The following is a 14,462-nucleotide window of genomic DNA, read 5'->3' on the forward strand; positions in this document are numbered from 1 at the left end:
ACCGTCGAGCTTGGAGGGTCGAGGGCATTGGCCTAGAATCCATCCCATGAGCTATCAGACCATCATCGAACCCTTCCGAATCCACTCGGTGGAGCCGATTCCCATGACGACCCAGGCTGAGCGCGTCGACGCGATCAAGGCCGCCCACTACAACCTCTTTCAGCTCCCAGCCCGCAACGTCATGATCGACTTACTCACCGACTCAGGCACTGGGGCGATGAGCCGCGACCAATGGGCAGCTATTCAACACGGAGACGAGTCCTATGCTGGCTCACCTTCATGGGAGATTTTCGAGACCGCCGTCCACGACCTCTTCGGCTTTCGCCACATCATTCCAACCCATCAGGGCCGTGCTGCCGAGCGCATCCTCTTCTCGGTGCTTGGAGCACCCGGCAAGATCGTGCCCGCGAACACCCACTTTGACACCACTCGGGCCAACGTCGAATATACCGGTGCCCAAGCCATCGATCTGCTCTGCGCTGAGGGTCTCGACCCCGAGCTCGAAGCGCCGTTCAAAGGTAACATCGATCTCATTGCACTCGCCAAGTTGCTCGAGCAACACGCAAGCGACATCCCTGCGGTCATTATGACCATCACCAACAACTCGGGAGGCGGCCAGCCGGTATCGATGGCGAACATCCGAGCAACCAGCGAACTGTGTCATCGCTACGGCGTCAGGCTCTATCTTGACTCCTGTCGCTTCGCCGAGAACGCCTGGTTCATCCGTCTGCGTGAACCGGGCTACGGGACAAAATCGGTCACCGAGATCGTCCATGAGATGTATTCTTACGCCGACGGAATGACGATGAGTGCCAAGAAGGACCCGATGGCAAACATCGGCGGTTGGCTAGCCACCAACGACGAGGCCCTCGCCGAGCAGGCACGAACCATGCTGATCCTCACGGAGGGTTTCCCGACCTACGGCGGCCTCGCGGGACGAGATCTCGAAGCCATCGCCCAAGGCTTGCGTGAGGCGGTGTCGCACGACTACCTTGAGTATCGCATCGCCTCCACCGCCTACTTGGGGGATGCCCTCGACGAGATGGACTTCCCGGTGGTACGACCGAGTGGCGGGCACGCCATCTACCTCAACGCTAAGCGTCTACTTCCCCAGATCCCACCACTTGAGTACCCTGGTCAAGCGCTCGCCGTCGCTCTGTACGAGCTTGGCGGCGTTCGGGGATGCGAGATCGGATCGGTGATGTTTGGACGGCAACCCGATGGCAGCGAGCTGCCTAGTGCCCTCGAACTCGTTCGCCTCGCCATCCCCCGGAGGACCTATACCCAAAGCCATATCGATTACGTCATCGAGGTATGTGACGCGGTGCTCAAGGTCGCTCCCACGCTACACGGTTACCGCATCACCAAGGAGCCGGCCTCATTACGGCACTTTACGGCACAGTTTTTACCGATCGAACATGGGTAATCGACCGACACCGGCTCCGAGACTCGTGCCCGTTGCACATAGAATCTAAGACGATGCTTGACACCAGCAACCTGCTCGGCTTTGATCTCGAGACCACTGGGCTCTCGCTCACACAAGACGAGCCGGTTTCGTACGCCTTGACCTGGCACAACAGTGATGGCGTTTGCGACGACTACAGCCTGGTTGCCCCAACGCGGCCGATCGCTCCCGAAGCGACTGCCAAACACGGGATCACCGATGAAATGGCTGCCCGCGATGGACAGCCTCTACGCGAGGCATTGCAACGCATCGGCAACCAACTGGTCAAAGCCGGTCGACAAGGTTGGTTACTCGTTGGCATGAATATCTCGTTCGATCTCAGCATCGTCGATGCACAGCTCAAACTGCACTTTGACAAGGGGCTCTACGAGGTTGGTTGGCGGGGTCCGGTGCTCGACATCTACGTCATCGACCGAGTATTTGGGGGGCCACGACGCGGCTCACGTCAACTCGATGCCCTCTGTGAGTTTTACGGAGTTGAGCTCACCGACGCCCATAACGCGCTCGGTGATGCCCGTGCAACCGTCGAGATTGCACGGCGCCAGCTCGCTAGCTACCCACGCATCGAGACGATGGACGGCCCAACGCTCATGCACTTTCAGGAGCGAGAACATCTCAAATGGCTCCGCAACCTCGACGCCTACCGTAGAGAACGTAACCAGGATCCGATCAAAATTCCCAACAGCTGGCCGATCGACACCAGGGAGTCCTAACAATGGATCGACATCTTTTGCAGTGGCGACGATCACCCTTGCTCTGGGGTTGTGGTGTGCTCATTGCCGTCGCCATCATGGCTGGGGTCGTCACTATCTTTCACGAGTCGGTCATGATCGTGCCAGAGGTCGGTGCCGTCTCAGCCGGGCTGCTCTTTTTTCGCATCAGCGCTTGGCGCGAAGGTCCATTGCCCTTTTATTTGGTGATCTGTGGCGCTGCCTTTCTCGGCGTCGAGATCGCCCGCTACCTGAGCATCACGCTCGTCGAACAGATCATCCTCGCCCTGGCGCTCATTCTTGCAGCGGTGCTCTTCTTTCGCGTCCCCGCGTACCCAGCACTCTCAGCCGGGCTGCTTCCCGTCTATCTCCACCTCGTCTCCCCCTTCTACGTGGTCGCAGTCGTGATCTTCATGGGCATCCCGACAGCATTCATCCTCATCACCGAACGCCCAGGCATTGGAGCCGGACCAAAGATTGTGATACGTCCAAGAACCATCGGCATCATCGTCGGCTCACTCGCGCTGATGGTCATCGCCGTCTGGCTTACTCGATCACCTCTCGCGGTCTTACCGCCGCTCTTTGTCGCCGCCGTCGAAAATGCCAATGCACCGACCGCGAGAGGCCCACGCCAACTCTCGATGACGGCGCTCGCGTTGTTGTGCACCATCGAACTCACCATCGTTCTCTTTGTCAACCTGAACGTAGTGTTCGTCATCTTGATCACCATCGCGTTGGCCCTGATCGCGACCGCCAAGTTCGAAATCGAGAGTCCTCCAATCCTCGCACTCGCGATCATTCCAACCGTCTTTCCTCATGCAACTGATCTGCGGATCAGCTATCTCATCCTCATCGGCATCGCGCTCTCCCAGGTCGGGCCACCAGCCATCGCCTGGAGCCTCGATCGCATCTGGGCACTACCAACCTCTTCAATGGTGCCCGACTTCGATCAGGCCAGCGACAACCAGATCGGCATGAACGAGGCTTGCAGGGGTCACAACATCGAAATGAACCCGGGTGAATGACATGGCGCAACCGAGCAGCAGCCATACCAATGACCCAGGCTCCGTCTGCTATGGCTGACGAGGCGCGCTTAGGTCACCCAGGAATTGGTCGTGGGGTGCTTGTGATCGGGGGAGGATCCGAGATCGCGCGGGCTCTCCTCAATCGACTGGTCGGTGGGTTCGATACCGTAATGCTCGCCGGGCCGCACGCCGAGGGGCTTGCGCAAACACGCGACGAGCTCCGCGCGCGTAATCCTTCGGTACCAGTCACGACCACGCACCTCGACCTCACCGACCTCAACAGCCTCGAGGAGGCTTTGGGTCGGATATTCGCCAACGTCGACCACCTCGACACCGTCATCATGGCTGCCGGCTCCCTCGGCAACCAGCCAAACGACGAGCACGATCCTGTCAAAGTCGCCCATGCCATCACCGTCAACTTCACCGGACCAGCTATGGCGCTCACAAGCTGTAGCGAGTACCTCTCTGCACAAGGGCGAGGGCTGATGATCGTGCTCTCCTCGGTGGCCGGAGAACGTGTACGGCGCTCGAACTACATCTATGGCGCCGCCAAAGCGGGCCTCGATGGCTTTGCTCTCGGGCTCGCTGAGCGTCTTAGCCCAAAGGTACGCGTCGTGGTGGTGCGTCCCGGCTTTGTCATCGGATCAATGACGCGCTCACTCCCCACGCCACCGCTGGCGACTCATCCCCAACGGGTTGCCCTCGACATCATCCACGGCATCGACACCAAAGCGACCATTGTGTGGAGCCCCCCGATCATGCGCCCGATCATGGCGCTCTATCGCCATCTTCCCCGCCGCATCGCCCGCCGGCTGCCCTATTGACCCAACCGATTCGATTGCGCCTATCGTCGTGCTTGCGATCGGACACAGATATGTTCTACTGGGCTCGACATGGCCAGCCAACCGAGAGATAGGTGACACGGCCATGACGTAGCCTGGGATCCATGGCATCCGATGTAGTCCAATATGGATCGTCCACGCCAAACAACCCGTCGTATACCCAGCAACGCCGTGGACTCCTCGAGGCAGCGCGCCTTCCCCGGTCAACCCAGTGAAGGCGACCACCACTCAACCATGACGGTGCTATCGAAGCTCGAGCGATCAGCTTCGGGGTGCTCGCTCAGCTGACGGCCGTGCCACCCACGATCGGGGCACCATGGCCGGTGGTGGTTGCACCAAGTGCCGGAGCGCTTGGACCGCCGTTGAATCCGACCGCCTGGCCGTTGGAGAGGATGATGCTATAACCTTGGCCGTTCGGTCCCTGGATGATGGCCACGGCCGCAGGGTTTGCCTTGATCGAACCAGTGGACGGTGCGTCTCCAAACCCATAGGTCGCTCCGTCAGCGGCAAGGACTGTGTAGCCTTGGCCAGTTGGTGACGCGACGATACCAACGAACTTCGCACCCCCAGCCGCACTCTTGGAGACGTCGCCATAGAACTGTGCAGCCCCAAACGAGAGCACCGTGCCGTTAGCCTCGAGCAGCCAGTAACCGTTGCCATCCGGGGTGGAGGCGATGCCAACGACCGGAGCCGCTAAGGGGTGTGCACCACCAAGGCCGGTGAATCCCTTCGAATACGCCGATCCTTGATAGGTGGCATCGCCAAAATCGAAGACACCACCATCGGCAGCGACGAGCCAATAGCCCTTGCCATCTCGCGTCGAAGCGATGCCGACAATCGGGGCGTTGAGGGGGCGAGCGCCAGAGAGGCCCGTGATGCCATAGGTATAGGTGCTGCCATAAAAATGGGCATCGCCAAAATCGAAGACACCACCATCGGCAGCGACGAGCCAATAGCCCTTGCCATCAGGGGTTGAGGCCACCCCAACTACAGGGGCGTTGAGGGGGCGAGCGCCAGAGAGGCCCGTGATGCCATAGGTATAGGTGCTGCCGAGGTCGGTAGCTCCGTCCTCGGCAGCTGTGCCCCCATCGTTGGAGGCGACGATGATGCCGGAGGTGACCGAGGGCCCAGGTGGATCGTTCGGTGCTCCGCCTCCTCCATCGTTATTGATTGTCAGAGGTCCACTCACGCTGAACCAGTCTGAGTGAAGGCCCAACTTGGAGGCGAACTCGGCACCTGGTATCGTGGTCGAACCGCTCGAGCCTACGACCTGGATCGAGAGGATTCGCCCACCGTCGGTACCATTGCCCGATCGCTGTAAGACGTTGATGGCCTGGGGTGTCCCAAGCTGTGGGAACGCCTGCTCAAACGTGGCCAGACTTACCGTTTGGGTCCAGGGATCCCAAGGGTCACAGATCGACGCGTAGCAACCAGCATCGTAGGGGTCTGGCACGGCTGGGAAGTCACCACCCGCGGTATAGCCACCGTCCGAGGCTGAGTACTGTGTGAAGGCCGGTGCCCCACTGGCCTGGGTAAGGATCTGACCGGCCGTATCCACCTCGGCAGCGTCGATCAGCGCCTGCTCTTGGGGGTTCTGGCGTGAGTTGAAGCCACCATAGACCTGACAGTAGTCAGAGTCACAGATCTGTGCAAAGCTGTACGAGTTCCCCACCGCCAAGGCGTAGGTGCGAGCCTCAACCGCTTGCGCTTCAAGGGCCTGAAAGCCCCACGCTTGTCCCTGGGGGCCAGCGCTACCCAGCGTGCCCCAAATGGCGGGCATCTCGTTGCCGATGACGCCGCGGACATAAGACTCAAGTCCAAGCTCGTTGGTCAGAACCTGTTGTCCCTGCTGGTTAACGGTGACACCGAGGCTACCGCGGACCAACTCGACGGATCCACCAGGCTTACACCAAGCGAGCGCTTGGGCACTCGACTCGTCAATCATCGATCCAAGTGACTCAAGGTTCAACGGTTGGACGGTCAAGCTACCAGTAGCACTGGTCAGTGGGGTCCATGCGCTCGGCGCCGAGCACTCCGACCCAGAGGGACCTTCTCCGACGCTGATAGTGCCGTTGTTGTCGGTCACCTCGATCGGCGTGTTCGGGGCGACCGTCACGCCATTGACCACCAGGCCCTCGCCTGCGTACACCGTCAACGGTTGACCGGTGCCGGCGGTGAGCCACACGGCGATCAAACGATCGCCAATGGTAGTCAAATTGGTACCACCATAGAAATGGGCAAGGATCTGCTGGTAGGTGAGGTGGCCCTGGCTGGCATAGCCAGCCTCTCCGAATTGACTCGCCCCGTTGCCCGAACCGACACCGTAGCCGGTGAAGGTCAAGGTGGTGGTAGCCGCAAAGCCCGTCGCAGGCAAGACCAGTGCCCCTGAGGTGATGCCAAGCAGTGCGCCAGTCGCGACCATGGCACTGGTGCGACCCGAAGGTAATACAAACGATCGGCGCTTTGAATGCAGACCCCGACGCATCAGCGGTGAACCCGTCCCACGCGAAATCGTTGGTCCATCCTGGCTCCAGGGATCGTCCTCATGTCTAGTGTCATCGGAACTCCGCAACCCCAACTTGATCGGCGTCGCGCCAAATGCGAATCACCCATCATGTCAACCTCTCCACGTTAGCAGGGCAGACGTCATGATCACTGCCCTGTCTCGTCACAAGCGGTGCTCTGAGTTGTCCCATTAGCCCCAAGACCTTGGAACGCCAAAGCCACCGAGAGTCCAGCACTACTAAGATCAAGCCCTAACGGACGAACAGGGAGGCCGACTTGGAATCGCAGGCATCGGAGCTCAAAAAGCGACTCGAGCTCGAGATCGTGAAGCTACGCCGTAGTGGTGTTGTGTTGCCATCCCTGGAGGCGAAACTCGCCCAAGCTGTCAATGAACTCAAACCTCGACTCCGCTTTGACTCAACTCGAGACCGGCTCTTCAACCTCGAGGCGACCTCCTATATCGATACGGCGGTACCCACCGAATCCAAGAAGCCTGGAGTTGCCTACGTCAAACGAGCCATCAAGGCTAGTGTAGGGTGGTATTTCACCTACATCACCCAACAGGTCAATAACTTCAACTTTGAGGCAGTTGGCCTGTTGAACGCCCTCGAGCTCCGACTCGTCGAGCAAGAACGGCGCCTCGCCCGCATCGCCCCCGAGCTCGAGCTCCGTACCGTCAGGGACCACTTCCCCGCCGATGAGCAGGCTGATGAGGCAGTCCTTGAGATCCTCGCGCACTCACCATTTACCCGACCAATCCTGGTCACCGAAGCCGGAGCCGACCAGTTGCTGGCTCGACTTGAACAACGGCATCAAGATCTCGCCTATGGCCTCGAAGAGGACCCTGCCCTCGCCGATGACGGTGCTACCCAAGGGCTCGACATCCGCAACCACGCACTGCTGTGGCACCTTGAGCATTGTGGCGACGCGTCACTTGACGCGATCGTCGCCCGCGGGGTTGCGCTCGAGTGTTCGCCGGTGTGGTTCAAACGGGTCGTACTGACTGAAATCGCGCGGACTCTCACACCAGATGGGTGTGCGCTGCTCATCCACCACGAGCCCACAATTCTTACCCAATCGCCTGCACTCACCGCGGTCGCCGCGATCCGGGGAGCACCAATCAGCACCGAGGCGTGGCACCTTCTCGCACACGATGCCGGCTTTGACCCGACGACCACCAAGATCGACGATCACACCTCACTCACAAGGCTCGGCCGTTGAGCACGATTGTCCAGCTCATCCCCTCCTTCGCTCGTTACGACGCTATCGGAATCCATACCCGTCGCCTCGATGCCCTCCTCACGGAGCTCGGCCATGAGACCGCGATCTATGCCGACGAGTTCGATCCATCACTTGGGGCACTGGCCGAGCCATTTGCCAAAATACGACGTCGCCCACCGCGAGGGGCCTGGTATCTCTACCAAGCCTCCACCAACTCGCGAATCGCGAACTGGCTCCGTGATCGGCCTCGAGTCATCGTGAACTACCATAATGTGACGCCACACGAGCTGACCAAGCCGTGGGAGCCATCGATCGCTAGAGTCCTTTGGCAAGCTAGGCGCGAGATAGGCGGTCTGGCCCGCACCACCCAGCGCGCCTTTACCGTTTCGCACTACAACGCCCATGACCTCTTTGAACTGGGCTTTCTCCATTCCCTTGTCGCGCCTCCACTCCTTGACCTACCGGCCGTCAACCACCCAACCCCAAGCACCCGCGACAACTGGCTCTTCGTCGGCCGTATCTTTCCCAACAAAAATCAACTCTTTCTGCTCGAGGCGTTCAGCCTCTATCGTTCGCTGTTTGCGCCCGAAGCGACACTGACGCTGGTGGGCCAGACCGCTTCCGAGTCCTATCGCACGGCGATAGTCTCAACGCTCGAGTCTGAGGATCTGTGTCGATCCGTCCGCCTCCTATCAGGCCTCAGTCCGGAGGCACTGGCTACCGAGTACGCAACGGCAACGGTCTTTGCCAGCGCCTCGTTGCACGAAGGTTTTGGCTTCCCGTTCATCGAGGCTTTTGCAGCTGGCCTCCCAGTTCTGGCCCTGAACACCTCTGCCGTCGGCGAAACCGTCGGCGAAGCTGGCTGGCTTCTTGGACAACCCGACCCGCTCTCCTTCGCCACCGCCGCCCATCTGATCGCCACCGACCCAAGCATCCGCGATGGACTCATCGCACGCGGTCGAGCCCGGCTGAACGTCTTCGCACCCCAATCGCTTACGGAGCGCTACGCCACGCTCTTTGAAAGGATGCTCGGCAATCCATGACCATCCACCAGTTCGTCCCCGTGCTCCTTCCCCATGACGCCGTCGGTAACTGTGCTCGCGAGCTCCAAAAGCGCCTCAGCGTCACCCAACCCACGACGCGCATCTACGTCGAGGACATCAAACGCTCCGACCCGGAGCTGGCTACACCAGTTGGAGAGATGAAGTTGGGACCCGACGACGTGGTGATCTATCACTACGCAAATTTTTCTGCCCTTGCCCCAACAATTCTGGCGCAGGGTCAGACCATCCTTTATTATCACAACATCACGCCAGAAGAGTACTTTGTCGCCTGGGACGCCGACACCGCGATCGCCCAGCGACGGGCTCGTCAACAGCTCGAACGCCTCGTTCATCAAGCCATCGGCTGCCTCTCAGTCTCCGCCTTCAACGCTAACGAGCTGCATCGCTATGGTGCCCCAACCGTGGCAACCGTCGGTCTCTTTGCTCACTATGACCAGCTCCTCAGTGAGCCCACCACCCAACGGCTTGAACGGCTCAAACAAAGCTGGCAGCATCGCGGTGAGCCAACTGACTGGCTCTTTGTTGGGCGACTTGTTCCGAACAAGGCCCAGGAGGATCTCCTCGCCGCCTTTGCCCTGTATCGAACGATCACGGGCGAAGATAGCTCGCTGACGTTGATCGGGCGCCCCTTTCAGGCGGACTACCTCCACGGTCTACGCACGCTCGCTAGCAAACTCGGGATCAGCCATCGCGTGCACCTCCTGACCGGCGGGTTGCGAGCCCGCTATCTCGCTGATCACTATCGCGGGGCTCGCCTCTTCGTGTCCGCATCCTTGCATGAGGGTTTTGGTGCACCGCTCCTGGAGGCCATGTCCCTTGGTCTTCCCGTCGTCGCTGTGAACTCTTCAGCCATCGGCGAAACCGTCGGTGATGCCGGTCTCCTCGTCCCGCCCCACGACCCCCTTGCCATCGCCGCCGCTGCCCAGATGGCCAGCTCCGATCCCTTGCGCGGTCAGCTCGTCGCCAATGGCTATCGACGGGTCGCCGATTACGACAACGATGCGGTGTGGGAACGCTTCGCGCCAGCACTTACCCAGCTGACCCGAACGAAGGTCATCTGATGCATCTCGCCGTTGTCACTCCCCGCTACGGCAACGCCATCGTCGGCGGGGCCGAGTCAGCCGCCCGCTCATTTGCGACTCGGATCGCCGCGCGCGGTCATCGGGTCGAGGTCATCACCTCAACCTCGACCACCCTCGAGTGGGAGGATCAGCTCGAGGCTGGTGCCGCCGTCGAAGACGACGTTATCGTCCATCGTCTTCGACCGCGACACCCACGTCACCCACGGTTTTCTACCATCTACGCTCGCCAAATCGCGACCGGACGATTCGGCGAGCCCGAGCTTGCACAGCAGTACCTGATCGACCAAGGTCCGGTACTCGACGGCCTTGGAGATTTGCTCGATCACATCAACCCCGACCGCGTCATGAGCTATCCGGCGCTCTATTGGCCAAACCTAGAGGCGATACGCTGGAACCCAGCCAGGGCGGTACTCCACCCGGCCGCCCATCCTGAGCCGATACTGAGCAGCTCGATCTACGCCGAGACGATACCAATGGCGCACAGGATCGTGTTCCAGACCCGCGCTGAGCAACAACTCCTCAATAGCCTGGTTCCGTTGGCGCCCACCAAGCAAATCGTGCTCGGCCTTGGCGCCCAGCCCACGATGCGTATCGTCCAACCTGACCAGCCAGCGCCCCCAACAAGAGGCGGCTATCTGCTCACGATAGGACGGATGCAGGCTGATAAAGGGGCACAGCTCCTCAGTGCGCTCTATCGTCTTTGCCGCCCCTCCCTCGACCTTGTGATCGCGGGGCCGGTCACGGAAGAGTTCGACGTCGCCGCCGGCATCGAACTCGCAGGCATCGTCTCCGATGCCGAGCGTAATCTGCTCCTGGCCAACGCCAGAGCCGTCGTCATCGCCTCGCGATACGAGTCGTTCTCCCTCGTGGCCATCGAGGCGATGGGTGCCGGCGTGCCTCTCATCGTCAACGGACACAATCCGGTCCTCGTTGAACAGATCAAGAACTCAGGCGCCGGTGTTGCTTTTCACGATGCCACCGAGCTGCTCGGAGCCATCGAGCTCATCGCAACCGATGCTTTCCTAGCTACGACACTTGGGGAAAACGGTCGTCGTTACGTCGCAGCGAGCCCATCATGGGATACGATCATCGACCGGTACTTGGCCTTCCTCGCATAGTCTTACCGGCATCGCTGGCACTCCACGTGTGGCGACGGAAGTGAACGACCCGATGACGAATCCTGCTGGATGGTCCAACCCTGACCGGACGCCATCTCCTTTGTCCCTCAGATATCGTCGCCAAAGTGCCACCACAGCACATGATCGGGTTTAGAGGAAGTTGCGGCTCGACACCTCTTTGACGAAAACGGAGGCCTCAGCAGCGATGATTCCTCCAACGCCCTTCTGGCCGCCGACAATCATGATAGCGTTGTCCCACCTCCGGCTCTCTATCATCATGCCACTGTAGGGATGATAAAGGTTAACCTGCATCGAGTACGAGCCGACCGCCAATGAGAGCGATCCGAACTGAACGACCACCTCGACGGTACCACGAACCAGAATCGGCTCCATGTCCATTTCCCGCGAGTGCGCCCGAATAAGCGCCACCCCCGCCGCATTGTAAATGAGCACCTCGAGGTGACAGGCTCCAGCCAAGGACGCCACGTCCTCGATCACAATAGCGAGCTCAACTTGGCTCATCGCCTGGAGTTCGACGCCACGGTCAGCATCGACACCGTTAACAAATAGGGCGTCCAGATGGATATCCCGGCTTATGGCCGCCTCAAGACGGTGATCCTCGGTGCTTGGATCGTGGTTGAGGCCAGAACCTGATAGTTGGAACTTCTGCAACAGCGCGACCGCCTCGGCGGTTGGGCCCTGACCCACGAGACGTCCATGGTCGAGCACGAACGCAGTCGAACAGACCGCTCGCACTAAATCAGGCGAGTGTGAGACAAAGATGATGGTTCGCCCTTCCTCCTGGAACTCTCGAATTTTGGCAAGACACTTGAGCTGAAAGTTCGCGTCGCCAACCGCGAGCACCTCATCGACCAGCAAGATATCGGGGTCCATGTTCACCGCCACGGCAAAACCAAGGCGAGCATACATTCCGGACGAGTAAAACTTTACCTGATTTTCGATAAAGCCACCGAGTTCTGAGAACTCGACGATATCGGCAAAACGAGCATCGACCTCCTTGCGCGAGAGACCCATGAGTGCCGCATTGAGATAGATGTTGGCCCGTCCAGAGAGATCGGGGTGAAAACCAGCACCAAGCTCGAGCATGGCAGCGATGCGTCCCCGGATGCGGATCTCTCCCTGTGACGGAGTCAGAATCCCGGCGATGCACTTAAGCAGCGTTGACTTACCCGAGCCGTTGTGTCCAAGCAGACCGAGGGTGACACCTTGCTCAACCTCGAAGCTGATATCCGTCAGAGCCGGAAACACCTCATGGGGCACCTTCCCGAAGTGGATGGCCTTCTCCTTCAAGGATGTGTATTTTTCTTGAAAAAGGCGGAAGGTCTTCGAGACCGAAACCACCTCAACTGCAGTCGCCACTATAACTCCTCTGCAAAGTTCCCTTCCAGACGGCCGAAGATGTATACAGAGACCAGGAAGAAGATGAAACTTAAGACGATAATGGCCCCGATCACCGCCAAGTACCACATCGGGCCATAACTCGGGAGAATGTGCACGATCGTTCCGTTGGTCCCGAGCGGATTCGCCTTCACATAAAAGGCCCTCTGAAAGGTCAGGGTAACGGGAGTCGTTGGGTTGGCAAGGTAGAGCCAGAGCAACCCATGCCTATTGAGTTGCTTGAAGATTTCCATGAACGGATACACGACTGGGGTCGCCCAAAACCACGCCTGCAACAGAATCTCCATGAGATGCTGCATATCACGCAGGTAGACGTTGATGCCAGAGAGCAACACTGCGAGCGCAGAGGCGAACAACAACAGGGCGATCAGAGCCAATGGGACTAGCCAAACGAACCTCGGCGAGGGGACCACCCGAAAGATGACTAAAAAGATCGCGAGCACGACCGTCTGGAAGAGAAAGAAGATAAACGCCGATCCAACCGAGGCGAGTGCGAGAATCTCCCTTGGGAAGGCGACCTTCTTCACCAGACCGCTGTTGTTCACCACCGATCCAGTCGCACCGAGCACACCGGATTGAAACAGGTTCCAAGCCAGGAGACCGGTCGCCAGATAGATGGCGAACAACGGGATCCCGTTCTTCAAGATCTTCTGGAAGACGATGTAGTAGATCAAGATGAACATGGCAGGATTCAAGAGGCTCCAGATGAAGCCAAGCGCTGAGTCCTTGTACTTGACCTTGATCTCCTTGGCTACCAGGTCCTTGAGCAGATCCCGATATCTCCAGATGTTGGCGATCCGCTGTGGAACCGTCTGCGAGGGCCGAACAAGGTGCGTCGGCAACTCCCGATCACGCTGATAACCCGAAGGCGTCGGCGACGCCCCACTACGGTCAGTCTTCACTAGGAGCCAGACCCACCTGAGTTCGCGCCATACGAGTTGGTCCGGATCACCTGGTCGATGAAGCCATACTCTTGCGCTTCATCGGCGGTGAACCACCGATCACGCTCCGAGTCAGCCTGGATCTTCTCGACGGGTTGCCCCGTGTGGAACGCGATTCGTTCAGCGAGTTGTCGCTTCAAATACATGATCTGCTCGGCTTGGATAGCGATGTCGGCCGCCTGCCCCTGCATCTGCGCAAGAGGCTGGTGCATCAGGATCCGGGCGTGTGGCAATGCAAAACGCTTACCATGGGCACCCGCACACAAGAGGAACTGACCCATGGAGGCCGCCATCCCGATGGTGATGGTGGACACGTCACAGCTCACGTATTGCATCGTGTCATAGATTGCGAGTCCGTCGTAGATGGACCCTCCGGGCGAGTTGATGATAAAAGAGATGTCGCGCTCGGCATCCTCGGCCGCTAAGAGGAGCAGCTGAGCACAGATCGCATTGGCGCTGAGCTGGTTGACCTCCGATCCCAAGAAGACAATCCGCTCTTTCAGCAGTTGTTGGTAGACGTCGCCTCCACGGTCTGCACCTGCAGCATCCTTCAAGTCAGCGACGGAACCGGCAGTGAGGTCATTGTGATACATGGTGACTAGGTTAATCGGACGCGGCACTCGCAAAGTTCACTCGGACAGGGTAAGCCGCCCTATCGGATCCTCACGCAGTCAATGGAGCCGAATTTGATCTGGGTCCGCTAGGATTTGCCTCCAAAGCGGGCGTGGCGAAATTGGCAGACGCGCGAGGTTTAGGTCCTCGTGTCGAGAGACGTGGGAGTTCGAGTCTCCCCGCCCGCACCAGTACGCCTCTAGACCGCATACCCACTGCGCACGCGGATAACGCCGTACCAAGTGGAGCAAGACCGACGCGACGGGCCCGACGGCACAGCGGCCATCACCGGCTCGTTGCGAACAACGGTATGTCTTGGCCGCTCCAAAAGACATCTACATTTACCTGCACCTCTTGTGTTGTCGCTCTCCAGCCGCCTGTGAGTGTTCTGCCCTCTCCACAGGGACAGAACGAGCCCAAGTCGATGCTTGACCACCTCCTAGGTCCAACTTGCGTTG

The 14,462-nt window shown here is 59.5% G+C and carries 12 protein-coding genes and 1 tRNA gene; 9 read left to right on the forward strand and 4 right to left on the reverse strand.

Annotation, left to right across the window (positions count from 1 at the left end; translation table 11 throughout):
• Positions 1-46 precede the first annotated feature (46 nt).
• From MP439_08640 to MP439_08655, 4 genes are read left to right on the forward strand one after another with little or no spacing between them, the layout of a single operon-like run.
• On the forward strand, positions 47-1,426 hold the full coding sequence (locus MP439_08640) for a tryptophanase (GenBank protein MCI2976128.1): 1,380 nt from the start codon (positions 47-49) through the stop codon (positions 1,424-1,426).
• Between the two features lie 53 nt (positions 1,427-1,479).
• Positions 1,480-2,178 carry a hypothetical protein gene (locus MP439_08645; GenBank protein MCI2976129.1) on the forward strand — a complete coding sequence of 233 codons (699 nt, stop codon included), beginning with the start codon at positions 1,480-1,482 and terminating at the stop codon, positions 2,176-2,178.
• Positions 2,179-2,180: 2 nt separating this feature from the next.
• Positions 2,181-3,200 carry a hypothetical protein gene (locus MP439_08650; protein MCI2976130.1) on the forward strand — a complete coding sequence of 340 codons (1,020 nt, stop codon included), beginning with the start codon at positions 2,181-2,183 and terminating at the stop codon, positions 3,198-3,200.
• Between the two features lie 29 nt (positions 3,201-3,229).
• Entirely contained in the window at positions 3,230-4,024 is a 795-nt protein-coding gene (locus MP439_08655; GenBank protein ID MCI2976131.1) for an SDR family NAD(P)-dependent oxidoreductase, read from the forward strand.
• A 298-nt stretch (positions 4,025-4,322) separates the two neighbouring features.
• Here MP439_08655 and MP439_08660 read toward each other — a convergent pair whose 3' ends face one another.
• Positions 4,323-6,527: a hypothetical protein gene (locus tag MP439_08660; GenBank protein MCI2976132.1), complete on the reverse strand. Its 2,205-nt coding sequence runs from the start codon at positions 6,525-6,527 to the stop codon at positions 4,323-4,325.
• 296 nt (positions 6,528-6,823) lie between these two features.
• Between MP439_08660 and MP439_08665 the strand changes: the two genes are divergently transcribed.
• Genes MP439_08665 through MP439_08680 form a run of 4 tightly spaced genes read left to right on the forward strand, consistent with a single transcriptional unit; the run spans position 6,824 to position 11,032 of the window.
• Positions 6,824-7,768, forward strand: a complete 945-nt coding sequence (locus tag MP439_08665) for a hypothetical protein (protein ID MCI2976133.1) — start codon at positions 6,824-6,826, stop codon at positions 7,766-7,768.
• On the forward strand, positions 7,765-8,811 hold the full coding sequence (locus tag MP439_08670; GenBank protein ID MCI2976134.1) for a glycosyltransferase family 4 protein: 1,047 nt from the start codon (positions 7,765-7,767) through the stop codon (positions 8,809-8,811). Before MP439_08665 ends, MP439_08670 begins: the two co-directional genes overlap by 4 nt.
• Positions 8,808-9,893, forward strand: a complete 1,086-nt coding sequence (locus MP439_08675) for a glycosyltransferase (GenBank protein ID MCI2976135.1) — start codon at positions 8,808-8,810, stop codon at positions 9,891-9,893. Before MP439_08670 ends, MP439_08675 begins: the two co-directional genes overlap by 4 nt.
• Complete coding sequence (locus tag MP439_08680; GenBank protein MCI2976136.1) at positions 9,839-11,032, forward strand: glycosyltransferase family 4 protein; 1,194 nt, start codon at positions 9,839-9,841, stop codon at positions 11,030-11,032. Before MP439_08675 ends, MP439_08680 begins: the two co-directional genes overlap by 55 nt.
• 150 nt (positions 11,033-11,182) lie before the next feature.
• On the opposite strand, the gene MP439_08685 is transcribed toward MP439_08680, so the two are convergent.
• From MP439_08685 to MP439_08695, 3 genes are read right to left on the reverse strand one after another with little or no spacing between them, the layout of a single operon-like run.
• On the reverse strand, positions 11,183-12,412 hold the full coding sequence (locus MP439_08685; protein ID MCI2976137.1) for an ABC transporter ATP-binding protein: 1,230 nt from the start codon (positions 12,410-12,412) through the stop codon (positions 11,183-11,185).
• On the reverse strand, positions 12,412-13,353 hold the full coding sequence (locus MP439_08690; protein MCI2976138.1) for an ABC transporter permease: 942 nt from the start codon (positions 13,351-13,353) through the stop codon (positions 12,412-12,414). Before MP439_08690 ends, MP439_08685 begins: the two co-directional genes overlap by 1 nt.
• Positions 13,353-13,985: an ATP-dependent Clp protease proteolytic subunit gene (locus MP439_08695; GenBank protein MCI2976139.1), complete on the reverse strand. Its 633-nt coding sequence runs from the start codon at positions 13,983-13,985 to the stop codon at positions 13,353-13,355. Before MP439_08695 ends, MP439_08690 begins: the two co-directional genes overlap by 1 nt.
• Positions 13,986-14,110: 125 nt before the next feature.
• Between MP439_08695 and MP439_08700 the strand changes: the two genes are divergently transcribed.
• Positions 14,111-14,195: transfer RNA gene (locus MP439_08700), tRNA-Leu, on the forward strand.
• Positions 14,196-14,462 lie beyond the last annotated feature (267 nt).

Origin of the sequence: Ferrimicrobium sp., from assembly GCA_022690815.1 — a bacterium.
Taxonomy (GTDB): domain Bacteria; phylum Actinomycetota; class Acidimicrobiia; order Acidimicrobiales; family Acidimicrobiaceae; genus Ferrimicrobium.